Source organism: Gilliamella apis (assembly GCF_002142155.1).
Classification (GTDB): Bacteria; Pseudomonadota; Gammaproteobacteria; order Enterobacterales; family Orbaceae; genus Gilliamella; species Gilliamella apis.
On the sequence record NZ_NASD01000013.1, the window covers coordinates 42,557 to 69,156 of the forward strand.

Genomic DNA, 26,600 nt, shown 5'->3' on the forward strand with positions numbered 1-26,600 from the left:
GTCACTCGTTAAAACCTCCTTTTTTATAATTATTAAGCATTGGGTACTACTTTGATTCTTCTAATTGATAATTACGATTCTTTTACTTTTAATATCTATGATTACCTTTGCCGTGCAGGAGCCGAAGTTATGGTCATCAAAAATGATGAAAAGTCTATTGATGAATTAAAGCAATTATCGTTTTCCAAAATGGTCATTTCTCCGGGGCCGGGAATACCCGATAATGCCGGGATATCATTATCGGCGATCAATTGTTTTGCTAATCACTGCCCAATCCTTGGCATTTGTTTAGGTCATCAAGCGATTGCCCAATATTTTGGTTATAGCATTGTTAAAGCCCCAGTACCAATGCATGGTAAAATTGATGAAATTACTCATGATGAGCAAGGCTTGTTTGTCGGGATTAAAAATCCACTATCTGTTGTAAGGTATCATTCTCTAATTGCCCAAACTAATTTGCCATCAAATGAATTACCTTTAATAGTCACCGCTAAAAATAGGCAAGGATTAATTATGGGATTACGCCATAAAACACTGCCAATTGAATCGGTACAATTTCACCCTGAAGCAATTAAGACAGAATTTGGTTTAAAAATAATTAGCAACTTTGTTAATGGTAATTAAAATGAAAATTTATATCGATTTTGAAGGTGAACGTAAATGTTTTTGTGATCCAATCAAAATTATAAAATCAAACGATTATAGATCTATTAAACAGCTCATTGATGAGATAGAAAACTTCACGAATAAAGGTTATTACGCCTGTGGCTATCTTGCTTATGAAAGTGCTATGGGATTTAGTGAAAGCAATAAAACCAAAATTATAAAAAGTTCAAATCATGATTTACCATTACTTTTATTTGGTATTTTTGATAATTATACGAGTGAGCCGATTCCAGATTCAGATCACTTTTCACCACTATCTTTAAAGCTATCTTGCGATACTGATATTAACGAATATCAGCAAAAAATTGACTATATTCGCACACAAATTGAATTAGGTAATACTTACCAAACCAATTATACCATCCAATTTAGTGCACCATTTAATGACGATCCTTTAGATTATTATCACTTTCTACAAAAAAATAATCTTGCCAATTATTGTGCCTATATAGAATTTGAAAATTATCATATCTTATCTATCTCTCCTGAGCTATTTTTTAAATTAGAAGATAAAACTATTACAACAAAACCAATGAAAGGTACTACCGCACGAGGATTGACGACACAACAAGATAAACAACAAGTAGAGTTGTTGAAATCAGAAAAAAATCTTGCAGAGAATATGATGATTGTTGATTTACTGCGTAATGATTTAAGCAAAATTTCAGAACCTGGTTCGGTCACCGTTCCACACTTATTTACCGCAGAAAAATATCCAACGGTATGGCAACTCACCTCAACTATTCAAGGAGTAGTAAAAGATAATATTAACTTGTATCAACTACTGCAAGCACTGTTCCCATGTGGCTCAATCACTGGAGCGCCTAAAGCAAGTACCATGCAAATTATTAGTAATATTGAGAATTCAGCTCGTGGCGTATATTGTGGTTCAATTGGTTATATTGAACCTTTTATGAAAAAGGCGATATTTAATATTCCAATACGTACCTTAACCATTAATAATCAACAGTTAAATTATGGTGTTGGCGGAGGTATTACCTGGGATTCAAGCGCCGATGATGAATATAATGAAGTCTTAGCGAAAACAGCTATTTTGCATAGAACTTTATCTATGCCTGAATATATTATTGAAACTTTATTGCTAGAAAATGGAGAGTTTTTGTTACTTAATGCACATTTGGAGAGATTGAACAACTCAACGCAATATTTTGATTTTACATGTGATATTAAAACAATCAAACAGACATTAACCAAGCTAGCAAAAAATTATCCATTAGGAAAATATAAAGTCAGACTTTTGCAATCAAAATCTGGACAATCAGAAATAAGTATAGATTTGCTTACCACCTCAATGGTGATTGATAATATAGCTTTTGCGCCTAAATGTGTCGATAAACACAATGTTTTTCTCTATCATAAAACAACCAATCGGCAACATTTTCCTCAATTGACAGTTGGTAAAGAATTTATCAATTATAATCAACATGATGAAATAACCGAGTTTATTAATGGTAATATCGCTTTATTAATTAATGATGAGTGGATAACGCCTGCCATTACATCAGGATTACTAGCTGGGACAATGCGACAACATTATTTAAATCAGCATAAATTAATTGAGAAAACGATTAACAAAAAAGATATTTTACTGGCCGATAAAATAGCATTTATTAATAGTGTTCGTGGTTGGATTGAGATTGATGAGCAGGTATTTAGTGAATTGAAAAAACAGTTATGATAATTTGAAATCAAATACTGATAACATTCCGCCATTATATCGGCGGAATGTTAAACAATAACTAATATTTGATTGAATTTGCAAATTCAAACTCTTCATCTTGCCAACCTTGCGATAAGGCTTTTACCAGTGCGTCATAACCATTTTTTGCCAATGGCACATGACGATCAATAAATTTAGACCTAATTTGTCCTTTATTATCTGTCACTACCCAGCGTCCTTTTATCACTGCATCACCATTATAACTACCATGGAAACCATCAATAAAAAGCTTAATTGTTAAGGTCGGTGTAGTAATAGATTTGGTTGAAACTAAATAATTAGGTAAAAGTTGGGTTAGATCCTGCGATAATCGATCTGCAAATTGTTGAGACAGTGTCGATGCCCATAAATTATTGGTTGCTGTGACATATTTTATATCTTGTGTTTGTAAAACAATACCTGATTTATTTAAAAAACTAGCAACTTCAATAGATTCAATCCAAATAAACTTATTGGTCGAGCGAGTCGTCATTGAATCAGCATTAACTAAATTACTTGTTAATTGAAAATAATTTTTTTCTGGAGTATTCGACGAACAGCCTACCATTACCGTTAATAATGCTATCAATAGTGTAATTTTAAAGCTTCGAATCAATTTTAACATTATTTGTTTCCTCTAGCTTTTGGTTCTTGATCTGTTTTGTTTGGTGCAGAAAAGATCAATGAGTTACTTTTATTGTTTAGCGTATGGAGTAAAGGTGTTAATTCATCCATCATTTGCTGAATTTTTTGTAAGCTTTCATTCATTTGTGTATTAAGTTGTGAACCTGGTTGTATTCCTTTCATCGCTTCATTTAACGAACGCATAGCTTTTTGTAAATCTTTCGGCATATTTTGCATCTCTTTGCTTGCCATAATTTGATTGATGGTATTCATTAAGCGTTCACTGGATTGTAAAGATTTATTAAATTGTTCCATAGTATTGGTGACTGGTAAATTATTAAAATTATCTAATAATTGCAGTATTTTTGCTTGAATTTGCGCAAATCCAGTTGATGTAGATTCAATCGTATCGTACCCATATTGTTTAGCCAATTTAGTATCATATTTGTCTTTTAACTCTGGATAAAAATCTAAATCAATATAGAGCGCCCCCGTAAACATATTTGAAGTCTTTAATGATGCTCGCAAACCATTTTTTTGCTCATTTATAATTAAATTAGCAATATCTATCTTATCTTCTACCAATTCAGCTAATCTGTCAGGTTCGATTTTGATTAGTATCGGTACTCTTTGATTAAGGATTGATCTTTCTTGCAACATTTCTGTGGTATAAAACGGCACTTTACTTACTGTACCGAGTCTTATGCCATGATATTCAACTGGCGCACCTTCGGTTAAGCCAGAGATTGAATCATTAAGCATGATAATAAATTCCTTATAATCGGTATATTGGGAATCTTGAATTGATTTTCTATCTTCATATAACTTATATACATCATGTTGTTTAGCAGGTTGTCCCAATTTAGCGCCATCAGGTAAATCAAAGCTGATACCGCCTGACATTAGAACATCTAAAGAAGGCACATCTAAGCTGGCACCACGAGAGGATAGCGTTAAATTTATCCCGCCTTCTTTCCAAAACCGTACATTTTCAGTTACTAATGCATCATAAGGCTTGGTAATGAAAATTTGATACTTCATTTTTCGTGCTTCAACATCAAACTCGGACGTCTCAACATTACCGACATGATAGCCGCGAAACATTACTTTAGCGCCACGGGGCACAACACCGCTTTGATCGCTATCTAAATTTAAACGAATTCCTTTTATGCTTGGATCGGATAATGGAGGTGTATCAGACAGCACAAATGGATTGTTTTTAAAGCTATGAGTATCATTACCGGAAACAAGCTCAATATAAACACCGGATAAAATAGTACCTAGCCCTGTTACACCATCACGACCAATTTCAGGTTTAACTACCCAAAATATCGAATCATTTTTCAATAGCGGATTCATATCGTTATAAATTCTACCTTTAATTACGACTTGTTTGTAATCATCAGATAATGTCACTTCATCAACAATACCAACATCAACACTACGATTTTTTATAACTGTTTTACCGGCCACAATACCACTTGCATCTTTAGCTAATAAGGTAAAAGAAGTACCTCGATCAGCAAAATGAGCATAGATAATCCATAAACCAACAATTGCGGTAACTATGGGAATAATCCATATTGCTGAAATTGCTCTAATTTTAATTATTTTTGCTAACTTACTTGAGCTTGCCATATTATTCCTATTATTTTATTTTCTAGTTGGTATTCGATCCCATAGCAAACGTGGATCAAATTTTTGGGATGCAATCATTGTAATGATAACAACTGTAGCGAAAAAGCTTACCCCTATATCAGGATATACACCCATCATCTGTTGATTTCTTACTAAAGAACACACGACCGAAACCACAAAGATATCAATCATTGACCATTTACCAATAAATTCAACAGCATTATATAATTTCTTCATTTTTAGACAATTACGTTTTTTCTTATGCTTAACTGCCAAAGCAAAATAACAGAGCAAACTAAGTGAAATAATTTTTAAAATGGGGATAACCACGCTAGCAGCAAAAATAATTAACGCTACCGGTACATCACCAGCTTGCCACATATAAATAACGCCATCCATAATCGTCGAACTTGAAGGTGACCCAAATACTTCAGTAATCATGATGCCAAATAAATTAGCGGGTATATAAATAATCAGTGAAGTGACTAATAGTGCAATCGTCCACTGTATTTTATCCCTTCCTCTAAGTTGGCTTTTTTGTTTACATCTTGGGCATTTAGCATACTCAGTAGGAACCATTGCATGACAACAACTACACAATTTTATATTTTGATAAATTCCTGTTTTACCCACTTGTAACGGTTTTAAGGTAAAATTATTACGATGGATTTCATTCCATATTTTTCCTGGTGTAAAAATAACTAATGCTTTGATATAAAAGAAAACAAACAAACAAAAAGCCCAAAATGTTCCTGTAACACCAAGGCTGCCATAACTCATTAATTTAACAAAACTAACTAAAATTCCTGTCAAAAATATTTCAGGCATACACCAATGCTGAAATTTTTCATACACGATCAAGAGATCCCTTTTTCGATATTTAGTCAGTTTTATTTTGGAACAAAGCAATACAATAATAGATAAATTGAGTAATGGAAAAACGAGCACAAATAGAACAAATAGTGCGGAAATATAGCTATATCTATCAAAAAAAAGTGTTTTAGGTATATCCAAAACACTTACACCATTAATATTACCAACTAAATTAATATCAATAAATACAAAACCACAAGCGACAACAAGCATAATTAATGAACAAAATGCATACATTGCCGCACGAAACTTCATATTGTTCTGATTTTTAAACAATGTCGTACCACAGCGAGGACAAGTTGCTTTATGACCAATTGCAACATCTGTTAATTCGATAACCAAATCACAATGGGAACACAATACATAATCTTGATTATCAACAGTCATCATTTTCCTTTATTTGATAGTGTATTAATTAGTAAAGATGTTTTTGATTAGCATAACGTTTAGGTATAAAAAATTGCCAATATTTGTTAAACGATTATGTTATGGGATAATTAATTTAATACATCAATAATGGCCAACAGCTTTTGAGGTTAATCATACCAAATGCTTCTTTTTTATGAAAGTATAACCTAATTAAATTAGCATAATTTGATTATTATCATTTTTCCAAATGACAATATGAAGATCGTTATTCTAAATAACGCTTAAGATAACGTTTAATTAATTGAATAGCGGGATTTATTAATAAATATTAAGAAAATTTGTGAGTAATTTCACATAATTAATCAATTTAAGGCTGTTTATAAAAAAAACTTGATACTGTATAACAATACAGTATAATGTGTTTCATATCCTTACTTATTGGAATTTAATTATATGAATGAAAACAAACAACGAGCACTTTCAGCAGCATTAAGTCAAATCGAAAAACAATTTGGTAAAGGTTCAATAATGCGTTTAGGCGACACACAAACCTTAGATGTGGACGCCGTTTCAACTGGTTCTTTGGGATTAGATATAGCATTGGGTATTGGTGGCTTACCAATGGGCAGAATTGTTGAGATCTTTGGACCTGAGTCATCAGGTAAAACAACGTTAACATTATCAGTTATTGCACAAGCACAAAAAGAAGGTAAAACCTGTGCATTTATTGATGCTGAACATGCTTTAGATCCAATATATGCTGCAAAATTAGGGGTTCAAGTTGATGATTTATTAGTTTCACAACCAGATACAGGTGAACAAGCGCTTGAGATTTGTGATGCATTGGTTCGCTCTGGCGCAGTAGATGTCATTATTGTCGACTCAGTCGCAGCATTAACACCGAAAGCGGAAATTGAAGGTGAAATGGGTGACTCGCATATGGGATTACAAGCACGTTTAATGTCTCAAGCATTACGTAAATTAACCGCTAACATCAAAAATGCTAATTGCCTTGTCGTTTTCATCAACCAAATTCGTATGAAAATTGGTGTTATGTTTGGTAATCCTGAAACAACTACTGGCGGTAACGCATTAAAATTCTATGCTTCAGTGCGTTTAGATATCCGTCGTACTGGTGCAGTAAAAGAAGGCGAAGATGTTATCGGTAGTGATACTCGTGTAAAAGTGGTTAAAAACAAAGTCGCTGCACCATTTAGACAAGCTGAGTTCCAAATTCTTTATGGATGTGGTATATCAAAAGAAGGCGAATTGATTGATTTAGGTGTTAAACATAAATTAGTTGATAAAGCCGGTGCATGGTATAGCTATAATGGTGAAAAAGTTGGACAAGGTAAAGCTAATTCAATTAAGTTTTTACAAGAACATCCTGAAATCGCTACCGAACTTGAAACCAAATTGCGTGATTTATTATTAAATAGTCCAGCTGTTTTCTCTGCTGAAGATGAAGAATCTACAACAGAAGATGAAAATTTCGAATAATGTCACACAATCTTAATAAATTAATTTTAGCTAAAGCTGTGCAATTACTTGCACAGCGTGATCACTCTTCATATGAACTTACCAGAAAATTAACTTTATTTTTTAGTAAAAAAATAAAATGTATAGAAGATGATTATCCAGAAGAATTAAGCCAATTAAAGATACAAATAGAACATGTTATTAAACATTGTACTCATCAACATTGGATGGATGATGAGCAATATATTGAAAAATATATATTTATGCGTGCGAATAAAGGTTATGGAAAATATAAAATTAGTTTGGAATTAAAGCAACGAGGATTATCATCCGATCTTAATAAAAAGCTATTAAATTTAGCTGATATTAATTGGTCTGAGATAGCTTATCAACAATTGTTGAAAAAGTTCAAACTTATTGATCCTAAAAATAATCAACAAAAACAAAAAGTAGCACAGTATTTAACCTCTAGAGGTTTTACACCAAGTGATATAAAAACTGTGTATAGTTTGTTGACTTAAACTATTATAGTCCCTACAATACTAAACAGAATGAATGCCCATTGCGTAAAAAAGCTCTCAAGATCTTTTAATTTTATTCCTTACTAATAGTAATTAGTTCAATCGCTGTATTAAGAATATTTACTTTTCAACTTAAGTTGTAACGGGTATATTACTATGTCTAAAAATTTATCGTTTAATATGGAAGCATAAATGAAAAGCACTGCAGAAATTCGTCAAAATTTTCTTGACTTTTTCCATAGCAAAGGACACGAAATTGTTGCGAGTAGTTCCCTTGTTCCACACAATGACCCAACACTTTTATTCACAAATGCGGGAATGAATCAATTTAAAGATGTTTTTCTTGGTATTGATAAACGATCTTATACCAGAGCAACGACATCACAACGTTGTGTGCGAGCTGGAGGCAAACATAATGACCTTGACAATGTAGGTTATACTGCTCGGCATCATACTTTTTTTGAAATGTTAGGAAACTTTAGTTTTGGCGATTATTTCAAACATGACGCGATTCATTTTGCATGGGAATTACTTACCAGTGAAAAATGGTTTAACCTACCAAAAGATCGTTTGACAGTAACCGTGTATGAAACCGACGATGAAGCTTATGCAATCTGGGAAAATGAAATTGGTATTCCAAAAGAGCGTATTATTCGCATAGGTGATAATAAAGGTGCACCATATGCATCTGATAACTTTTGGCAGATGGGCGATACCGGGCCTTGTGGACCTTGTACTGAAATTTTTTATGATCATGGTGATCATATTTGGGGAGGTCCTCCAGGAAGTCCTGAAGAAGATGGTGATCGTTTTATTGAAATTTGGAACATCGTTTTCATGCAATTTAATCGCCATGCTGATGGAACAATGGAACCATTACCTAAACCTTCCGTTGATACAGGGATGGGGCTTGAACGAATCGCGGCAGTATTACAACATGTCAATTCAAATTATGATATTGATCTGTTTAAAAAATTAATAAAAGATGCTGCGCAAATCATCAAAACTAAAGATTTAGAAAGTAAATCATTACGAGTTATTGCTGACCATATACGCTCTTGTGCTTTTTTAGTTTCTGATGGAGTTTTACCTTCCAATGAAGGAAGAGGCTATGTATTACGTCGGATTATTCGCCGAGCTGTACGTCATGGACATATGCTAGGCGCTAAAGATATATTCTTTTATAAGTTAGTTAAGCCTTTAATTGATGTAATGGGAAGCGCCGCTAATGAATTAGCAAATAACCAAAAATTGGTTGAAGAAACTTTAAAAATAGAAGAAGAACAGTTTTTAAAAACATTAGAACGAGGCTTATTTTTACTTGATCAAGAGTTAGGTAAGATTACTAATGCAATACTACCTGGAGATGTTGCGTTTAAACTGTATGATACTTACGGTTTCCCATTAGATCTTACTGCTGATGTATGTCGTGAAAAAAATATCACTATTGATGAAGACGGCTTTAATCAATGCATGGAAGAACAACGAAAACGAGCTCGTGAATCCAGTTCATTTAGTGTTGATTATAGCAATATGATTAAACTTGATGATAAAACTGAATTTTTAGGTTATAAATTTACCGAATCATCAGGAAAGGTCATTGCAATTTTTCAAGATGGAAATAAAGTTGAAGCTATCAATGCCGGTGATACCGCAGTTGTCATCTTAGACAAAACACCATTTTATGGTGAATCAGGCGGACAAGTTGGTGATAAAGGTGTATTAAGCTCAGCAAATCTATTATTCGATGTGACTGATAGCCAAAAATATGGCAAAAGTATCGGTCATATTGGTAAAGTCACCGAAGGAACATTAAAAGTTGGTGATATTGTAACCGCTGCAATAGATGTAGAACTACGGGAACGTATCCGTCGTAACCATTCAGCAACACATTTATTGCAAGCTGCTCTACAACGTATTTTAGGAAATCATGTACATCAAAAAGGATCACTAGTTAATGACAGTTACCTTCGATTTGATTTCTCGCATAATCAAGCTATTACGCAAGAACAAATTGTTGAAATTGAAAATCTAGTTAATCAACAGATACGTCGTAACTTGCCAGTCGACATAGAACTGATGCCTATTGATCAGGCTAAAAATAAAGGTGCTATGGCATTATTTGGAGAGAAGTACGAAGATATTGTTAGAGTATTAACCATGGGCGATTTCTCTATTGAACTTTGTGGTGGCACACATGTTGATAGAACTGGAGATATAGGCCTATTTAAAATCACTTCTGAATCAAGTATTGCCTCAGGAGTACGTCGCATCGAAGCCACATCAGGACAAAATGCGATGGAATATATACACCATGAATCCAATTTATTAAATCAAATTGGACAATTGGTCAAAAGTGATAAATCAGCGGTGTTATCACGAATTGAGCAATTGCTCGATCAAACTAAAGCATTAGAGAAAGCAATGGAGCAGCTAAAAGCCCAACAAGCTAGCCAACAAAGTGGGCAATTGCTTGATCAATGCGAAAAAATAAATAATAAGAACTTGCTAATTGCTAAACTTGATAACGTCGAAGCAAAAATGTTACGCACTATGATTGATGATTTGAAAAATCAATTAAAAACCGGCGTAATTATTTTAGCAGCTGTTAATGGTGACAAAATCAATTTAGCTGCCGGTGTAACTAATGATTTATTAAGCATTGTTAAAGCTGGTGAATTAGTATCTCAATTAGCATTAAAAGTAGGTGGTAAAGGTGGTGGGCGGCCTGATTTCGCCCAAGCAGGTGGAATGGATCTTTCAGCGTTACCAGAAGCGTTATCTTCTGTGAAAAAGGAAATCAGTAATAAATTACAAGCAAGTTAGCCAGATATGCACCAGTGTTTGTTTGTTAATTAAGCATTAGTGTATTTCTGTAAATTCCGTCTTTCTATCTTATTGATGGGGGGCTGACGAAGCTATATCTTAAATTGTTTGGATATATACTTAACTGATATTAGGAGATCTAATGTTAATTTTAACTCGGAGAGTAGGTGAAACACTTATAATTGGTGACGATGTTGTTATTACCGTTTTGGGCGTGAAAGGTAATCAGGTCAGAGTCGGTATTAATGCACCTAAAGAAGTTTCTATTCATAGAGAAGAAATATACAACAGAATTCATCAATCGCAAGATAAAAGTGATGAATTAGTTCAGCCCAAAGAGTAATATTGGGTACGAAATAAACAACTAGCACGTGTTCTTAAAAAAATGTTTGACTTATTTTTTCTAGAACGTAATATGTGCGCCACACATTATGATTTTGTTGTTGAAGCAAAGTCATAATGTTTTGGTGAGATGGCCGAGAGGCTGAAGGCGCTCCCCTGCTAAGGGAGTATGCGGTCAAAAGCTGCATCGAGGGTTCGAATCCCTCTCTCACCGCCATTTATAAATTAAAATATGCATCCGTAGCTCAGCTGGATAGAGTACCCGGCTACGAACCGGGCGGTCAGGGGTTCGAATCCCTTCGGATGCACCATTTTAAAATATTCAATACGCATCCGTAGCTCAGCTGGATAGAGTACCCGGCTACGAACCGGGCGGTCAGGGGTTCGAATCCCTTCGGATGCACCATTTTTTTACGAACTTACACGCATCCGTAGCTCAGCTGGATAGAGCACTCGGCTTCGAACCGAGCGGTCAGGGGTTCGAATCCCTTCGGGTGCGCCATTAAGCATCCAAAAGCATTTCGATTTCTTACACTCAAAAAAATTATAATTTATATAAACTTCAGCTGAACTGATAGCCATGCCTTGATCTCCATTAGATATTTCTCTTTACATATTTTGATAAAAACAAGGGACAAGAATAAGACAATTACTTTGTTAATAATCATCAACCCTGTTTATAGATTGAAATGATAAATATATAAGAATAATCTTTTAAATATAAATCTAATAAAACACAAAATATAATAAACTTGATTAACTACCCTACCTACCCCCTTACCTGACTCAAAAACGGCTAATAACGCTCATTTATAGCCTTTTAAAAAGCATATAATCTATGGCTGTACTCGTTATACCTTATCCAATCCAATCATTGCTGTAAAATTCGAATATCGCGAGATGAATAAAAAACTCAAAAGGCAATAGTTAAACATGCAGAAAAAATCTAGAAGAAACGTTTTATGGATTAAAAAGAAATGATTCTATATTTAAAAAGAATACGACATAAATGAAAATATAGATTTGCAAAGATAGAAAAATAACAAATTTATTATATTTTACTTTTAGATCAAAAAAAGCTGACTTTGTCAGCTTCAATTAATAATAATTTTATATTTTAGTTATATAATTAGGCAAATGATAATAATGCGCCACCAATCACAACTATCAATAAAACCCATAGTGCAATAGCAATAATTCCGCAAACCATCCCGGCTGTAGCAAAACCAGCACCATTTTTATTATTATTTCTTATATCACCCTTAGCAATAGCGCTTAACACTATAGCAACAATAGCCACAGCAATACTTAAAAGTCCCATAGGAATTAATGATACAATCCCACAAATCATTCCTGCTATAGCAAAACCACTTGTTGGTTTATTCTGTTGTTGTTCCATTTACCTTCTATCCTGTAAAAATTTTGAAAAGTTAAAATAAATAAATAGCAATTAAGTATAATATTATCGTTTTTGCAAATCAATATAAGATCCATTCAATGCGAACTATCACCAATTATCAAATAGTTCACTGAATCCCTCAAAAAAACTTATAAGGGATAGTTGATGAAAAAGAAAGCTAAAAAGTGTTTAAACCTTTTTCATTGATTATTTTAACTTTCAGATAAGACTTTGATGGATAGAAAATTGTCGATAACAATAGTAATCCGAACGAAACAACTAAAAATTCTAATAATATCTATATTAGAAAAATATAGTTTCAGTAGTAAATAAACGATTTAAAATTTGGTTTATTACTTTTGAAAAAAAGAATAATAAATTTTATAGACGGAACAACGTTTTTAATATTATATATTTTACTAAAAAATGACTGTTAATAACTTGTATTTGTATTTGCTTTTATTAATAATAGTCACCTGAAAATATTAAGCAAGATACACAACAGTAACAAACACAAAAAATAATAAATTTTATATGTATAGTATTTTGACATATAACGAATGATTATTTTCTTATCCAATTAAATAAATTTATGAATATCATTTAGCGTTGTTCGGGCCTGCCACTTCGGTTGAATCCCAAAACAATTCTAGTATACTTAACTCACGAATTTCATATGTGTTATTAATCATACTTTTTTATTTATATGTTTTGTTAGCTGTACTAAAATAAGAAATTAAATAAATAACATTAATAAACAATAATGGACTCTTTTTATGTTGGACCCAAATTTACTTCGAAATGAATTAGATCTCGTTGCTAGCAAATTAGCACGTCGTGGATTTAAATTAGATGTTGAGACAATTCGACAACTTGAAGAAAAACGTAAAACACTACAGGTTGAAACAGAAAACTTACAAGCACAGCGCAATGCACGCTCGAAAGCAATTGGTGAAGCCAAAGCACGTGGCGAAGATATTTCAACACTGCGCGAAGAAGTAAACAAACTTGGCGAGAAGCTTAATAGCGCAAAAACAGAGCTTGATAAACTTCTTAATCAAATTAAAGATATTTCTGCCAACATTCCTAATATTCCTAATGATTCAGTGCCAGATGGTAAAGATGAGAATGATAATGTTGAAGTTTCTCGTTTTGGTACCCCACGAACCTTCGATTTTCCTATTCAAGATCATGTTGCATTAGGTGAACGTTTTGGTGGTCTTGATTTTGCTGCTGGTGTAAAATTAACTGGCGCACGTTTTGTGGTAATGAAATCACAAATAGCACGTTTACATCGTGCAATTACGCAATTTATGCTAGATCTACATACCGAACAACATGGCTATGCTGAAATTTACGTACCATATCTAGTGAATCAAGCTACGCTTTTTGGAACAGGTCAATTACCTAAATTCGCAGGAGATCTATTCCATACTAAACCTCTTGATGAAGAGTCAGAAAGCAGTAATTATGCACTAATTCCAACTGCTGAAGTACCAGTTACTAATTTAGTGCGTGATGAGATTCTTGATGAAAGCGTATTACCATTAAAAATGACAGCTCATACACCTTGTTTCCGTTCTGAGGCTGGATCTTATGGTAAAGATACCCGTGGCTTAATTCGTATGCACCAATTTGATAAAGTCGAACTTGTACAAATTGTTAAACCAGAAGAATCAATGCAAGCATTAGAAGAATTAACTGCACATGCTGAAAAAGTTTTACAATTATTAGAATTGCCATATCGTAAAATTGTACTTTGTACTGGAGATATGGGCTTCGGTTCTTGCAAAACTTATGATTTAGAAGTTTGGGTACCAGCACAAAATACTTATCGTGAGATATCTTCATGTTCAAATATGTGGGATTTCCAAGCACGTCGTATGCAAGCTCGTTACCGCAATAAAGCTGATAATAAAACCTATTTAGTACATACACTAAATGGTTCAGGTTTAGCTGTTGGACGTACGTTGGTTGCTATAATGGAAAATTATCAACAAGCAGACGGAACAATTAAAGTACCATCAGTATTAGTGCCATATATGAATGGCCTTGAAGTTATTGGTTAGTTTTATAATTTAATATATTCATTGTAGCGCTATTCATTAGCGCTATTTTTTTATTAATTAAGGTAAATAAGATGATAAAAGGTGTTGCATTATCAATCCTAGCATCATGTCTTTTTGGTTTGTTGTATTACTATCCAGTATTATTGCAACCTTTATCTGTAGTAGATATTTTTTGCTGGCGATTATTAACATCTTTTCCGGCTATTATTGTCTTAATTCTGATTGAAAAGCAATGGTCATCTATATCTGCCCTCTTTATTCGAATTAAACATCAGCCATTTCTTTTAGTTGGGTTATTGTTTTCTTCTTTCCTACTGACTATTCAAATGCTTATTTTTATTTGGGCACCAATAAATGGTCATGGATTGTCGGCTTCACTTGGCTATTTTTTATTACCATTAAGTATGGTGGTCTTTGGGCAAATTTTTTATAAAGAAAGACTGAGTATTTTTCAAAAAATTGCCGTTGTTCTCGCCGGTATTGGGGTTATTCTAGAAATCTACATTACTGGCGCTTTCTCTTGGGAAACGGCGGTCATCGCCTTGGGTTATCCTATTTACTTTATGACACGACGTAAATTGCAAATAGAAGGTATTGCAGGAACATTTTCAGACTTCTTTTTTATATTTATAGGCTGTCTGATTTATTTTCTTTTACATTACCCTTGTAATCAGATTATAAGTGATTTATCTCATTTCCATATTTTTATCCCAATGCTCGGTATTATTACCGCCATCGCCTTTGCTATGTATTTCGTAGCTAGACGACTATTACCACTTGGATTATTTGGATTACTAGGGTATGTGGAACCAGTATTACTTACCATTGTTTCAGTATTATTTTTGCATGAATCAGTATCTAGTGAACATATTGTGTCATACGGACTGATTTGGCTATCTGTTTGTGTCCTAGCGCTTGAAGGCATCCTCTATCTGTTACGGGCGGTGAGAAGGAAAAGATTAAAATAGAAGGTTAACAGGCGCGATTTTAAGCGCCTTATTTATGTTGAAGTTTTTTATTTGCTAAATGTCACATATTGACCATAACTTTCAATAATTGCCTGAATTCGATCTAATGTTTCTCGTGGTGGTGCTTCCACACCTTCTAACATATATTTATCACCCAATGTATCCCATTTATATGCACCTAGCTTATGGTATGGAAGTAGTTCAACTCTTTCAATATTTTCCATCCCTTGAATAAACTTACCGAGTAAATGAGCAGAATTATCATCATCCGTCCATCCTGGCACAACAACATAGCGGATCCAAGTTCGTTTATTTATTTTTTGAAGATATTTAGCAAAATCCAGAACTCGTTTATTCAGAACACCTACCAATTTTTGGTGTATCTCATCATTTATTTGTTTCAAATCAAGCATCACAAGATCTGTTACTTCCATTAACTCTTCAACGGTATGATCAAGTTGTCTTGCATAACCATTAGTATCTAAACAAGTATGAATTCCCTCAGCATGACAAGCTTTAAACCATTCAGTGATGAATTCTGATTGTAAGGTTGCTTCACCACCAGATGCAGTCACACCACCACCATTAGGCATAATAAAATTTTTATAAGTGATGATCTCTTTCATCAGCTCAGCGACAGTAATTTCACGCCCTGCTTTTAAATCCCACGTATCACGATTGTGACAATATAAGCATCGCATTAAGCATCCTTGAAAGAAAACAATGAAGCGAATACCTGGTCCATCAACTGTACCAAAAGACTCAAAAGAGTGAATACGACCTTTAATCGGTTGTTGTGTTGTCATAATAATATTTTTTTCCATAACAATTCTCTGATAATTGCTTACATTGCTCTTTTTTCTTATTTTAACTCAGTTAGACCAATGTTTTCACCAATTACACCAATAAGTGAGAAACCATATTAATTTAATTATAGTGAATATATATCAAGACAAATAAATAAAATAGCGTTGCATTATCCAATAACGTTTTTTAGCAAAAAATTTCAACTACAAAAAAATAGCGCCCCTAAGGACGCTATTTAATTTAAGTTAATTATTAACTAATTACATTGATTGAGTGAAAGTACGTGTAATAACGTCTTTTTGTTGCTCTTTAGTTAATGAGTTGAAACGTACTGCATATCCAGATACACGAATAGTTAGTTGTGGATATTTTTCTGGATGTTCCATCGCATCTAATAATGTTTCACGATTTAATACGTTAACATTTAAATGTTGACCACCTTCAACTGTTGCTTCGTGATGGAAGTAACCATCCATTAAGCCAGCTAAGTTACGTTTACGTGCGTCATCATCTTTCCCTAATGCATTAGGAACGATTGAGAAAGTATATGAAATACCATCTTTCGCATAAGCAAATGGTAATTTAGCCACAGAAGTTAATGAAGCAACCGCACCTTTTTGGTCACGTCCGTGCATTGGGTTAGCACCTGGTCCAAATGGCGCACCAGCACGACGTCCGTCTGGAGTGTTACCTGTTTTCTTACCATATACTACGTTTGAAGTAATAGTTAGCACAGACTGAGTAGGAATTGCATTACGATAAGTTTTAAGTTTTTGAATTTTCTTCATGAAACGTTCAACTAAATCAACTGCAATATCATCAACACGTGGATCATTGTTACCGAATTGTGGATATTCACCTTCGATTTCGAAGTCAACGGCTAGACCATCTTCATCACGAATAGTTTTTACTTTCGCATATTTAATTGCAGATAATGAGTCAGCTGCAACAGAAAGACCAGCAATACCACAAGCCATAGTACGAATAATATCACGGTCATGTAGCGCCATTAATGATGCTTCATAACTATATTTATCGTGCATATAGTGAATTGCATTTAATGCAGTCACATATTGTTTTGCTAACCAATCCATGAAGTGATCTAAACGAGCAAACACTTTGTCAAAATCAAGATATTCGTCAGTGATTGGATCTTCTTTAGGACCAACTTGCATTTTTAATTTCTCATCCACACCACCATTGATTGCATATAGAAGAGTTTTTGCAAGGTTAGCACGAGCACCAAAGAATTGCATTTGTTTACCAACAATCATTGGACTTACACAACATGCAATAGCATAGTCATCGTTATTGAAATCAGGACGCATCAAGTCATCATTTTCATATTGTAAAGATGAAGTATCGATAGATACTTTAGATGCAAATTCTTTAAATCCAGAAGGTAATTGTTCAGACCAAAGAATTGTCATATTTGGTTCTGGAGAAGGACCCATTGTATATAGAGTATTTAAGAAACGGAAAGATGTTTTAGTAACAAGTGTACGTCCGTCAACACCCATACCTGCAATAGATTCTGTTGCCCAAATTGGGTCACCTGAGAATAATTCATCATATTCAGGAGTACGTAAGAAACGAACCATACGTAATTTCATAACGAAGTGGTCAACAATTTCTTGCGCTTCTTTTTCGGTAATTAAACCAGCAGCTAAATCACGTTGGAAATAGATATCAAAGAAAGTAGAAGTACGACCAAGAGACATCGCCGCACCATTTTGAGATTTAACCGCAGCTAAATAACCAAAATAAGTCCATTGAACAGCTTCTTGTGCAGTAGTTGCTGGTGCTGAAATATCGAAACCATATTTCGCTGCCATTTCTTTAATTTGACCTAGTGCACGATGTTGTTCAGCAATTTCTTCACGACGTTGCATAGTCATTGGTAAATCAACGCCATTTTCAAAGTCAGCTTGTAATGAAGTGAATTGTGCAAATTTATCTTGCATTAAGTAATCGATACCGTAAAGCGCAACACGACGGTAGTCACCAATGATACGACCACGACCATATGCATCAGGAAGACCAGTGATTACACCTGATTTACGACAACGTAGAATATCTGGAGTATAAATATCAAATACACCTTGGTTGTGAGTTTTACGGTATTCAGTAAAGATTTTTTTAACTAATGGATCTAAAGTTCTATCATATGCTTTACAAGAATTTTCGATCATTTTGATACCACCAAACGGGATAATTGCACGTTTTAATGGTTTTTCAGTTTGTAAACCGACAATCTTCTCTAAATCCTTTTCGATATAACCTGCATCATGAGCAGTGATAGTAGAGATTACACTTGTATCAAAATCAACTGGCGTATGAGTGGAGTTTTCAAATTTGATACCTTCCATCACTTTATCCCACAATTTAGTGGTTGCTTCTGTAGCGCCAGCTAAGAAAGATTCATCACCCTCATAAGGTGTGTAATTTTTTTGAATGAAATCGCGAACATTGACATTATTTTGCCAATCACCCTCTTTAAATCCTTTCCAAGCCTTTGCTTGTACTTCATTTAAATTACTCATAGTTATTAACCTCAGGTTTACAAAAATATCTATCTACTCTTACATAAGGGTAAATATTATAAAATCAATGTGGCTTACGTAAATGTAAAGCCCAATTAGGAACGGCGACTAATAAGCCCCCTAAAATATTCCCGATAGTAACAGGAATTAAATTATTTACAATAAAATGCTCAACTGTTAGTGCCTTAAAGGTATCAGGAGCGACCCCGACAGCAGCCCAAAACTCAGGTGACGCAAAATTATTAATTACAATTCCCATAGGAATCATAAACATATTTGCAATGCTATGTTCAAAACCACTGGCCACAAACATTGCCACAGGTAACACCATAATTAGCATTTTATCGAGTAAACTACGACCTGCATAACTCATCCAAGCAGCTAAACACACCATTAAATTAGCTAATAAACCAAGGAACACCGCTTCGATGAAAGTATGGTGTAATTTATGATCTGCAGTTTGTAAGACATTTAATCCCCACAAACCATTGGCAACCATATATTGCCCAGAAAACCAAATAATTGCTACAAACAGTATAGCACCAATAAAGTTACCAATATAGACAAAAATCCAGTTACGAAACATTTTTACCCAACTTATTCTATGCGTCATTTTAGGTAAAATAGTTAAAATGGTTGAAGTAAATAGATCCGTTCCACAACAAACAACAAGCATCAAACCAAGCGAGAAACAGATACCGCCAACTAGTTTAGCAAGTCCGAAAGCAACGGTTGCTGTACCGGTGGTTGCAGTAATATAGAATACGAAGGCGATGGAGATAAAAACACCTGCAAGAATAGCAGATAAGATAGTACTACTAGGGTGTTTATTAACTTTATAATTGCCAAGTTCTTCGGCGATTTGGGTCATTTGTGCGGGAGAAAACGAGTCCACAAGCTTATCATTACTCAAGTTGACATCCTCAAAAAAACTATGCTTTTATGAGGCGCATAGTATACTCCAAAATTAACGTAGATCACGTTTTTTTTATTAAAAATCTTTAAAACTTAAAAAATCATTAGTTATTAATAATGTGAATTGTATATAAGATAGCCACTCTTTGTATCTCTTATCTAGACTAAAAAAGTGGCTAATAATCGTTGCGTAATTAATTATTTGCTATCTAAGATTTTACTTACTTTCACTAAATAATTACGTGATTCTTGAGAAACATGTGAGGTCACTAATTTTCGATAAACTTGTTGTGGTGTCATCGAGTTAATAATATTAATAGCTTCATTTCTATCATTAGAAAAAGTACGCAATACACTACCAGCACCACCATTATAGGAAGTGATCATTGCATATCTTAATGAAATTGGATTATTTATACCGGCTAAATACTTAGTCTTCAACAATGATAAATAAGCGGTTCCCATATCAACATTATTACGTGGATCGAGTAAAAATTGACGGCTAGGTTCGCCTGATTTTCCTCGCGAATTAAAGATATCTCGGCCGGCAGTATGTTGTTGAACTTGCATTAATCCTAACGCATCAGTACGACTGACTGCATAAGGGTTAAATGCAGATTCTACTTCCATGATAGCTAAAATTAATCGTTCATCAATAAAATAACGATTTGATGCTTCAGTAACAAGTGGTAAAAATTTTCTTGCTCGTTCATTAATATGATTTGGAACTAGCTTGATTTCAACATAGGTAATTTTATGAAAACCAGATGAACGGACTTTTAGATTATTGGCAAGTAAATAATCAGCAAAACTATTCGCCCTACCACTCCAACGAATTGGCTGTCTTTCTTGGTCAAGAACTTGGTTATATAAAAATGGTTCTCCTGATAAGTTCTGACTTATTTTATCATGGCGAATAATATCAACTGGCTCTGGCATAAGTAATGTCGAAACAATCGCATCTTTTAAATAAGCTAAAGGAGTATCAGATAAAGTCTCAATTGTTATTACACCTGAAACAAAATTAATGTGGACTCGTGTTTGCAAATTATCTTCATACTGAACATAATCTTTTGGTCCGGCAATAAGAATTTCTTTGGGCCCCCAAATTTGTTCTATATTATTTGCATACTGACTGATTAAAATATTAAAAGCATTGGTATCTTTTATATAATAATCTTCATCAGTACTTTTGTTTTTCGAACCAGGACAAGCTGTTAATAATGTTACGGAAATGAGTAAAGTAATAATTTTATAGTTATTTTTCATTTTAGCTCTCAATTTTCAGGTTTATACCCATCAATAACCACATCTTCACCTTCAAATAAAAACTTAACCATTTCGGTCTCAATTTTTTTACGATGTTCTAAATTCATCATATTAAATTTATTTTCATTAATTAACATTGTTTGTTTTTTAAGCCATTCTTGCCAGGCAATCTTTGAAATTTCATTATAAATACGTTTACCCAATTCACCTGGATAAAGCTGAAAATCTAATCCTTCGGATTCTTTTTTTAAATAATGGCAATAGATAATGCGACTCATATTTATTCCTATCTTATCGACGATTATTAATTAACCGTTGATTATACCCGAAAATAATTACAGAAAAGAATAAAATATATAACTTTATTTTAAATGAATATAAATTCAATAATTATGAATAAATATTAACTTTACTATCTTTTTAAATAACATAAAATATAAAATGACCGTTGGTTAAAATAAGGATTAAATAATGCAGCCCGAAATTACACGAGATCTGTTTGATAAAGTAATTCTACCCGTTTATTCACCTGCTAGCTTTATACCAGTGAAAGGGAAAGGTAGTCGAGTATGGGATCAAAATGGTGAAGAATACATCGATTTTGCTGGAGGTATAGCGGTTAATGCTCTCGGTCATTGCCATCCTGAGTTAATCAATGCGTTACACCAACAAAGTGAAAAATTATGGCATGTTAGTAATGTTTTTACCAATGAGCCTTCACTACGACTTGCCCAAAAAATTATTGAAAATACATTTGCTGACCGAGTTTTTTTTGCTAATTCAGGAGCCGAAGCAAATGAGGCAGCTTTTAAATTAGCAAGATATTATACTGCAGAAAAATATAGTCCATACAAGACGAAAATTATCGCTTTTTATCAATCTTTTCATGGCCGTACTTTTTTTACCGTATCAGTCGGAGGGCAAGCCAAATATTCCGATGGTTTTGGGCCTAAACCTGCCGATATTATTCATGTTCCTTTTAATGATTTAGATGCTGTTAAAGCAGTAATGGATGATCATACTTGTGCTGTAGTATTAGAACCAGTGCAAGGTGAAGGAGGATTAACCTCTGCCACACCAGAGTTTTTAAAAGGTGTTCGAGCACTTTGTGATCAATATAATGCCCTATTAGTCTTTGATGAAGTACAATGCGGTATGGGGAGAACTGGTAGTTTATATACTTATCAACAATATGATGTCATTCCTGATATTTTAACTTCCGCTAAAGCTCTCGGCGGTGGCTTTCCTATTAGTGCAATGCTAACCACAAATGAGATTGCATCGGTAATGCATCCTGGTGTTCATGGTACCACTTATGGTGGAAACCCACTGGCCTGTGCCGTTGGTTGTGCTGCCTTCGATATCATTAACAACCCAGAAGTACTTGAAGGTGTCCAAAAGCGTCGGGCAATGTTTATTGAACAACTTGAAACCATCAATGATAAATTCAAAGTATTTCGAGAGTATCGTGGTAAAGGCTTGCTTTTAGGTGCTGAATTACAACCTGAATTTCATAGTAAAGCGCGAGATTTTTTAAATTTTGCTACCGAGTATAAAGTAATGATACTTAATGCTGGGCCAAATGTACTACGTTTTACGCCATCTTTAATTATTTCTGAAGATGAAATAAAAGAAGGCATGAACCGATTTAGAAAAGCAGTCGAAAAAGTTGTCAATTCTTAAGTTTTTCTATACAGTAACGGCATTTTAAGTGATTAAGTGCCGTTAATGCACTTAAAGGATATTGTTTATGAGCGACATTCGACCATTAAATTATGCTAAAACGCATTTTATCTTAAGTGCCCCTGACATTACACATTTACCAATTGATACTGGCGTTGAAATTGCATTTGCAGGCCGTTCCAATGCGGGTAAATCAAGCGCACTCAATACATTAACCAATCAAAAAGCCCTAGCAAGAACCAGTAAAACTCCAGGACGAACACAACTAATTAACCTTTTCGAAGTTGAAGAAAACTGTCGCTTAGTTGATTTACCTGGTTATGGTTATGCCCAAGTACCTGAAGCGATTAAACGCAAGTGGCAAAAATCACTGGGTGAGTATTTGCAAAAACGAGAAAGTTTAAAAGGTTTAATTGTCTTAATGGATATTAGACACCCATTAAAGGATTTGGACCAACAAATGATTGAATGGGCTGTATCTGTAAATATTCCTGTAATGTTATTATTAACTAAAGCCGATAAACTGGCTTCTGGTGCACAAAAAAAACAAGTTAATATGGTCAAAGAAGCCATTTTACCTTTTCAGGGTGATATTACTGTTGCTCCTTTCTCATCGCCAAAACGTGTTGGTTTAGAAGCTCTAAAGCAAAAACTAGATGAATGGTTTAGCCAACAATAATGGAACATTATGAATAACAGTGCATTTTCATTCCAAACATTAACGCCGGAACTGATTCTTGATAGCTTAGCCGCCATAGGTATCTATGTTGATTCAGGCCTTACGGCTTTAAATAGTTATGAAAATCGTGTATATCAATTTTCTGATGAAAATCGTACTCGTTATGTCGTTAAATATTATCGGCCACATCGCTGGAATAGATCACAAATTATTGAAGAGCATCAATTTACCCAACAATTATCACAGGCAGATATCTCAGTTATTGCACCTCTGGTAATTAACAACAGTAGTGTGCATGAATATCAGGGCTATCTATTTGCATTATTTCCAAGTGTTGGCGCAAGGCAGTATGAAACCGATAATTTAGAGCAATTTGATTCCATAGCAACTATGCTTGGTCGAATTCATCAAATTGGCGCAAAACAACCTTTTGAACACCGTCCAACCATAGGTTTGCAAGAATATCTTTACCAACCGCAAGAAATTTTGTTATCTAACGCCATCATCCCGAATAAAATCCAAATAGAGCTTAAAATCATCCTCCGCGATTTAATTAAAACTGTTGAACAACATTGGCATAACGATTGGCAACCAATTCGACTACATGCCGATTGTCATCCTGGAAATATTTTATGGCGGGATAAAGCCATCTTGGTTGACTTTGATGATGCGAGAAACGGTCCAGCAATTCAAGATATCTGGATGCTACTCAATGGTGATCAACAACAGCAGAGAATTCAATTATCCAGTTTTATTGAACTTTATGAGGAATTTTTCCTATTTGATAATAACCAATTGAAATTAATCGAACCATTACGAGCAATGCGAATTGTGCACCATCTGGCATGGATTATTCAACGTTGGCAAGATCCGGCTTTTCCTCGTGCCTTCCCTTGGTTGACTGATATTGATTTTTGGCAACAACAATTAAAACAATTTAACCAACAAATTGAAACAATTAAAGCTCCACCATTACAGTTATTATCAATTATGTAGACAATAAATAACGTTAAATATTTTTCATATTTAGAAAAATAAATAATTCATTGAGACTTGGAGATATTGAAACTAACTTTTCTTTTTGAATTTTGGTTAACTGTTTAATACGATATTCTAATTTCAAGGCAGTTGATCTATCCCCAACACTTAGTTGATAGACGATAATAAGATCCTTATGTCCTTTTAGATGTTTTGCACCTTTACCCATTTGATGTTGGTGTAATCTCCGAGCAACATCAGTAGTGATACCAGTATATAAAGATTGTTTTGCGGTTCTTATGATATATAAAAACCACACAGCAGCTTTGGTTTGCATAAAAAATAGTCGCTGTTAATAATAAACAGATCATATCATTAAGTGAATTTTTATAAATAGTAAATCTACCTTTTCCACTTTTCTACCTTAATTACTCATCTTTACTAATATTAGCTTTGTATTAATTTAACTTAAAAGTTCAATAAGTAGTTAAAATTCTTTTTATATACTTTTGATGTTTGTTCTAATAACTGTCAGTGATTGATTTACTTTAGGTGGGATAATGTTTAAGATAGTTTAATTTTTTTGATCTCTCTTAGGACTACAAAATTTGAATAACTTTGCAAAAATTATTGAAATTGAACGTGGCAATATGAAATTTGCCTATGTGCAAAATGATGAAATCAATTATTTAGACCTTTTTGACCAATTTTTGGCTGAAGAAGGCCATCATGAATTACTCGATCCAAGTGATAGAATTGAGCGATATACATATTTAATCAATCATGAGAAAACTAAATTCATTTTTAAAATTGATGGTGGTGTTGAACATCGTTTAGAACGCCGTATTATAGCCAAATTGACTGGTGACTTTTATTTCAATTTAATTCATAAGCTAGCTAAAATATCGTTGGAAAAATGTGATATTGCTTATGAACTTTATTTAGTTGCATTTGATAAAGTTACCAAACGTCATTATATGATTTTTAATTTTATTGAAGGTCGCTCGTTAAAATGGGAAGAAATGAAAACCTATGGTGAACAAATAAAAAACTGCGTTGAAAAATTACATAGTTATAATTTAGTTTCCAATGACATTCATGGAGGGAATTTTATTTTAACACCTGAAGGAACAATCAAAGCGATCGATTTAACTAACTCTGGTTTTATTTGGCTTACCAAAGCTAATGATGCAATCGAGTTGCGTGAGCGTTTTGATATTAAAATTAAGGTACCAGTCTTGGCAATGGCAATAAAGAAATTTACCCATGGATTTAAACGATTATCGAGAAAAATTCGAGGTAAAGAAGACTAATAATAAAAATGAGAGAAAAATTAATTTCTCTCAATTTCTCGCCAAAATTATTATTATTTTAATTTTATATAAAACAAATTACTGACTAATTTTTAATACTAAAAAATATTTATATGTTCATCTTTTAAATACTAGTAAATCCTTTTATAACCAGTTAGAATTAAAGTAGTTAATCAAGCTAGGATGAGATATGAGAAAGTTAATTGGTTTTACTGTTTTAGTAATGTTGCTAACTGGCTGTGCTTCTCACAAAATGCAATCAATCTATCAAACTCCAGGAGTCGAAATTGCCCAAAATCCTGTCGGTGTGGATATAATAAATAAATATAGTACTTCTCGTCCTATCACTGTTCTTCATTCTTCATTATCAGTTTGTATTGCTCAAGAACTTGATAACAGCCCAGTGGTTTTAAATAGCGATAACTATTTGGGTTCAGCTTGGTGGCCATATTATAATATGCCAACTCAACAAGCCATTACCATCAATGGCGGAGATACCATCAAATTAGTTGAAGGAAATAATATTGTTGCCAATGCGCTTACTGATTATCAATCGCAAACTAAATACTTTATCAGTTATACCTTAACAACTACGCGAAAAGCTAAAAATATTCATTACTTATTTAGCAACATTAAACAAGCTCAACAATATACCGGTTCGATTGCTAATGATGGATTTCAAAACGTAAAAACCCTTGAAAGATCACATCCTGATTTAGTTATTGATGCACTTAATAAAGAAGTCGATAAAATTCAAGCTTGCTTATTACGCTAATACTAATACTAATACTAATCCTTTCCTTAAAAATTTTTGAGGAACAGGGTTTTTATTTAGCAACTATATATTATTTTCTTATTATTGAATAAAATTTCTATACGTTTTTCCTTCCTTAAATAACTCGCTTTATCTATAAATTAT

General features: G+C 33.6%; 23 protein-coding genes and 4 tRNA genes. 17 read left to right on the forward strand and 10 right to left on the reverse strand.

All coding sequences use genetic code 11. From position 1 onward, the window contains the following. The first annotated feature begins 51 nt into the window (after nucleotides 1-51). Together B6C84_RS07375 and pabB are read left to right on the forward strand one after the other, a co-directional pair. On the forward strand, nucleotides 52-624 hold the full coding sequence (locus tag B6C84_RS07375) for an anthranilate synthase component II (RefSeq protein WP_065651581.1): 573 nt from the start codon (nucleotides 52-54) through the stop codon (nucleotides 622-624). Nucleotide 625: 1 nt separating this feature from the next. Continuing rightward, the gene (pabB, locus tag B6C84_RS07380; protein ID WP_165755137.1) at nucleotides 626-2,365 is read left to right on the forward strand and encodes an aminodeoxychorismate synthase component I; all 1,740 of its coding nucleotides are present in this window, start codon (nucleotides 626-628) and stop codon (nucleotides 2,363-2,365) included. A 61-nt stretch (nucleotides 2,366-2,426) separates the two neighbouring features. On the opposite strand, the gene B6C84_RS07385 is transcribed toward pabB, so the two are convergent. From B6C84_RS07385 to B6C84_RS07395, 3 genes are read right to left on the reverse strand one after another with little or no spacing between them, the layout of a single operon-like run. Then, the gene (locus tag B6C84_RS07385) at nucleotides 2,427-3,011 is read right to left on the reverse strand and encodes an ABC-type transport auxiliary lipoprotein family protein (RefSeq protein ID WP_086353894.1); all 585 of its coding nucleotides are present in this window, start codon (nucleotides 3,009-3,011) and stop codon (nucleotides 2,427-2,429) included. Then, entirely contained in the window at nucleotides 3,011-4,648 is a 1,638-nt protein-coding gene (pqiB, locus tag B6C84_RS07390; protein WP_065614448.1) for an intermembrane transport protein PqiB, read from the reverse strand. Before pqiB ends, B6C84_RS07385 begins: the two co-directional genes overlap by 1 nt. Before the next feature lie 15 nt (nucleotides 4,649-4,663). Further along, on the reverse strand, nucleotides 4,664-5,911 hold the full coding sequence (locus B6C84_RS07395; RefSeq protein ID WP_081300032.1) for a PqiA/YebS family transporter subunit: 1,248 nt from the start codon (nucleotides 5,909-5,911) through the stop codon (nucleotides 4,664-4,666). A gap of 432 nt (nucleotides 5,912-6,343) precedes the next feature. Between B6C84_RS07395 and recA the strand changes: the two genes are divergently transcribed. The 8 genes from recA (at nucleotide 6,344) to B6C84_RS07435 (ending at nucleotide 11,560) form a co-directional block, all read left to right on the forward strand. Next, nucleotides 6,344-7,390: a recombinase RecA gene (gene recA / locus B6C84_RS07400; RefSeq protein ID WP_034903468.1), complete on the forward strand. Its 1,047-nt coding sequence runs from the start codon at nucleotides 6,344-6,346 to the stop codon at nucleotides 7,388-7,390. Beyond that, entirely contained in the window at nucleotides 7,390-7,890 is a 501-nt protein-coding gene (locus B6C84_RS07405; protein ID WP_086353895.1) for a regulatory protein RecX, read from the forward strand. Before recA ends, B6C84_RS07405 begins: the two co-directional genes overlap by 1 nt. Before the next feature lie 192 nt (nucleotides 7,891-8,082). Next, on the forward strand, nucleotides 8,083-10,716 hold the full coding sequence (alaS, locus tag B6C84_RS07410) for an alanine--tRNA ligase (RefSeq protein ID WP_086353896.1): 2,634 nt from the start codon (nucleotides 8,083-8,085) through the stop codon (nucleotides 10,714-10,716). A 142-nt stretch (nucleotides 10,717-10,858) separates the two neighbouring features. Next, a complete protein-coding gene (gene csrA, locus B6C84_RS07415) occupies nucleotides 10,859-11,059 on the forward strand; it encodes a carbon storage regulator CsrA (RefSeq protein ID WP_065578109.1) in 201 nt (66 codons plus the stop codon). A gap of 123 nt (nucleotides 11,060-11,182) precedes the next feature. Further along, nucleotides 11,183-11,275, forward strand: a tRNA-Ser gene (locus B6C84_RS07420). Nucleotides 11,276-11,292: 17 nt separating this feature from the next. After that, nucleotides 11,293-11,369, forward strand: a tRNA-Arg gene (locus B6C84_RS07425). 18 nt (nucleotides 11,370-11,387) lie between these two features. Further along, nucleotides 11,388-11,464 (forward strand) — tRNA-Arg (locus tag B6C84_RS07430). Between the two features lie 19 nt (nucleotides 11,465-11,483). Beyond that, nucleotides 11,484-11,560 (forward strand) — tRNA-Arg (locus tag B6C84_RS07435). Between the two features lie 627 nt (nucleotides 11,561-12,187). Here B6C84_RS07435 and B6C84_RS07440 read toward each other — a convergent pair. Continuing rightward, nucleotides 12,188-12,457, reverse strand: a complete 270-nt coding sequence (locus B6C84_RS07440; RefSeq protein ID WP_034903477.1) for a DUF4190 domain-containing protein — start codon at nucleotides 12,455-12,457, stop codon at nucleotides 12,188-12,190. Nucleotides 12,458-13,233: 776 nt separating this feature from the next. On the opposite strand from B6C84_RS07440, the gene serS reads away from it, so the two are divergent. Together serS and rarD are read left to right on the forward strand one after the other, a co-directional pair. Then, a complete protein-coding gene (gene serS / locus B6C84_RS07445) occupies nucleotides 13,234-14,526 on the forward strand; it encodes a serine--tRNA ligase (RefSeq protein ID WP_086353897.1) in 1,293 nt (430 codons plus the stop codon). A gap of 71 nt (nucleotides 14,527-14,597) precedes the next feature. Continuing rightward, entirely contained in the window at nucleotides 14,598-15,494 is an 897-nt protein-coding gene (rarD, locus tag B6C84_RS07450) for an EamA family transporter RarD (RefSeq protein WP_086320941.1), read from the forward strand. A 47-nt stretch (nucleotides 15,495-15,541) separates the two neighbouring features. Here the strand turns inward: rarD and pflA are convergent, their stop codons facing one another. From pflA to B6C84_RS07475, 5 genes are all read right to left on the reverse strand, one after another. Beyond that, nucleotides 15,542-16,318 (reverse strand): pyruvate formate lyase 1-activating protein, encoded by a 777-nt coding sequence (pflA, locus tag B6C84_RS07455; RefSeq protein WP_217332141.1) that lies wholly within the window; start codon nucleotides 16,316-16,318, stop codon nucleotides 15,542-15,544. Between the two features lie 243 nt (nucleotides 16,319-16,561). Then, nucleotides 16,562-18,844, reverse strand: coding sequence for a formate C-acetyltransferase (gene pflB / locus B6C84_RS07460; RefSeq protein WP_065614441.1), 2,283 nt, complete (start codon nucleotides 18,842-18,844; stop codon nucleotides 16,562-16,564). Between the two features lie 64 nt (nucleotides 18,845-18,908). Continuing rightward, nucleotides 18,909-19,757 (reverse strand): formate transporter FocA, encoded by an 849-nt coding sequence (gene focA / locus B6C84_RS07465; protein WP_034902976.1) that lies wholly within the window; start codon nucleotides 19,755-19,757, stop codon nucleotides 18,909-18,911. A gap of 200 nt (nucleotides 19,758-19,957) precedes the next feature. Next, entirely contained in the window at nucleotides 19,958-21,028 is a 1,071-nt protein-coding gene (gene mltC, locus B6C84_RS07470) for a membrane-bound lytic murein transglycosylase MltC (protein ID WP_086320973.1), read from the reverse strand. An 8-nt stretch (nucleotides 21,029-21,036) separates the two neighbouring features. Then, entirely contained in the window at nucleotides 21,037-21,306 is a 270-nt protein-coding gene (locus tag B6C84_RS07475; protein ID WP_086320942.1) for an oxidative damage protection protein, read from the reverse strand. 193 nt (nucleotides 21,307-21,499) lie between these two features. Here B6C84_RS07475 and argD point away from each other — a divergent pair, with 193 nt between their 5' ends. The 3 genes from argD (at nucleotide 21,500) to B6C84_RS07490 (ending at nucleotide 24,386) form a co-directional block, all read left to right on the forward strand. Then, nucleotides 21,500-22,711: a bifunctional acetylornithine/succinyldiaminopimelate transaminase gene (gene argD, locus B6C84_RS07480; RefSeq protein WP_065578114.1), complete on the forward strand. Its 1,212-nt coding sequence runs from the start codon at nucleotides 21,500-21,502 to the stop codon at nucleotides 22,709-22,711. 76 nt (nucleotides 22,712-22,787) lie between these two features. Then, on the forward strand, nucleotides 22,788-23,390 hold the full coding sequence (gene yihA, locus B6C84_RS07485; protein ID WP_086320974.1) for a ribosome biogenesis GTP-binding protein YihA/YsxC: 603 nt from the start codon (nucleotides 22,788-22,790) through the stop codon (nucleotides 23,388-23,390). Between the two features lie 9 nt (nucleotides 23,391-23,399). Next, nucleotides 23,400-24,386: a serine/threonine protein kinase gene (locus tag B6C84_RS07490; RefSeq protein WP_086320943.1), complete on the forward strand. Its 987-nt coding sequence runs from the start codon at nucleotides 23,400-23,402 to the stop codon at nucleotides 24,384-24,386. Between the two features lie 13 nt (nucleotides 24,387-24,399). Here B6C84_RS07490 and B6C84_RS07495 read toward each other — a convergent pair whose 3' ends face one another. Continuing rightward, nucleotides 24,400-24,705 carry a GIY-YIG nuclease family protein gene (locus tag B6C84_RS07495; RefSeq protein ID WP_034902959.1) on the reverse strand — a complete coding sequence of 102 codons (306 nt, stop codon included), beginning with the start codon at nucleotides 24,703-24,705 and terminating at the stop codon, nucleotides 24,400-24,402. Between the two features lie 271 nt (nucleotides 24,706-24,976). Between B6C84_RS07495 and B6C84_RS07500 the strand changes: the two genes are divergently transcribed. Both B6C84_RS07500 and B6C84_RS07505 read left to right on the forward strand, forming a co-directional pair. Continuing rightward, complete coding sequence (locus B6C84_RS07500; RefSeq protein ID WP_034902956.1) at nucleotides 24,977-25,681, forward strand: lipopolysaccharide core heptose(II) kinase RfaY; 705 nt, start codon at nucleotides 24,977-24,979, stop codon at nucleotides 25,679-25,681. Between the two features lie 190 nt (nucleotides 25,682-25,871). After that, entirely contained in the window at nucleotides 25,872-26,456 is a 585-nt protein-coding gene (locus B6C84_RS07505; protein ID WP_086320944.1) for a hypothetical protein, read from the forward strand. Nucleotides 26,457-26,600: the final 144 nt, after the last annotated feature.

Bases quoted from the DNA above. Each gene is read 5' to 3' on its own strand.
- pabB (WP_165755137.1), top strand. From the start codon at position 626: ATGAAAATTTATATCGATTTTGAAGGTGAACGTAAATGTTTTTGTGAT.
- B6C84_RS07385 (WP_086353894.1), bottom strand. From the start codon at position 3,011: ATGTTAAAATTGATTCGAAGCTTTAAAATTACACTATTGATAGCATTA.
- pqiB (WP_065614448.1), bottom strand. From the start codon at position 4,648: ATGGCAAGCTCAAGTAAGTTAGCAAAAATAATTAAAATTAGAGCAATT.
- B6C84_RS07395 (WP_081300032.1), bottom strand. From the start codon at position 5,911: ATGATGACTGTTGATAATCAAGATTATGTATTGTGTTCCCATTGTGAT.
- recA (WP_034903468.1), top strand. From the start codon at position 6,344: ATGAATGAAAACAAACAACGAGCACTTTCAGCAGCATTAAGTCAAATC.
- B6C84_RS07405 (WP_086353895.1), top strand. From the start codon at position 7,390: ATGTCACACAATCTTAATAAATTAATTTTAGCTAAAGCTGTGCAATTA.
- alaS (WP_086353896.1), top strand. From the start codon at position 8,083: ATGAAAAGCACTGCAGAAATTCGTCAAAATTTTCTTGACTTTTTCCAT.
- csrA (WP_065578109.1), top strand. From the start codon at position 10,859: ATGTTAATTTTAACTCGGAGAGTAGGTGAAACACTTATAATTGGTGAC.
- B6C84_RS07440 (WP_034903477.1), bottom strand. From the start codon at position 12,457: ATGGAACAACAACAGAATAAACCAACAAGTGGTTTTGCTATAGCAGGA.
- serS (WP_086353897.1), top strand. From the start codon at position 13,234: ATGTTGGACCCAAATTTACTTCGAAATGAATTAGATCTCGTTGCTAGC.
- rarD (WP_086320941.1), top strand. From the start codon at position 14,598: ATGATAAAAGGTGTTGCATTATCAATCCTAGCATCATGTCTTTTTGGT.
- pflA (WP_217332141.1), bottom strand. From the start codon at position 16,318: ATGGAAAAAAATATTATTATGACAACACAACAACCGATTAAAGGTCGT.
- pflB (WP_065614441.1), bottom strand. From the start codon at position 18,844: ATGAGTAATTTAAATGAAGTACAAGCAAAGGCTTGGAAAGGATTTAAA.
- mltC (WP_086320973.1), bottom strand. From the start codon at position 21,028: ATGAAAAATAACTATAAAATTATTACTTTACTCATTTCCGTAACATTA.
- B6C84_RS07475 (WP_086320942.1), bottom strand. From the start codon at position 21,306: ATGAGTCGCATTATCTATTGCCATTATTTAAAAAAAGAATCCGAAGGA.
- argD (WP_065578114.1), top strand. From the start codon at position 21,500: ATGCAGCCCGAAATTACACGAGATCTGTTTGATAAAGTAATTCTACCC.
- B6C84_RS07490 (WP_086320943.1), top strand. From the start codon at position 23,400: ATGAATAACAGTGCATTTTCATTCCAAACATTAACGCCGGAACTGATT.
- B6C84_RS07495 (WP_034902959.1), bottom strand. From the start codon at position 24,705: ATGCAAACCAAAGCTGCTGTGTGGTTTTTATATATCATAAGAACCGCA.
- B6C84_RS07505 (WP_086320944.1), top strand. From the start codon at position 25,872: ATGAGAAAGTTAATTGGTTTTACTGTTTTAGTAATGTTGCTAACTGGC.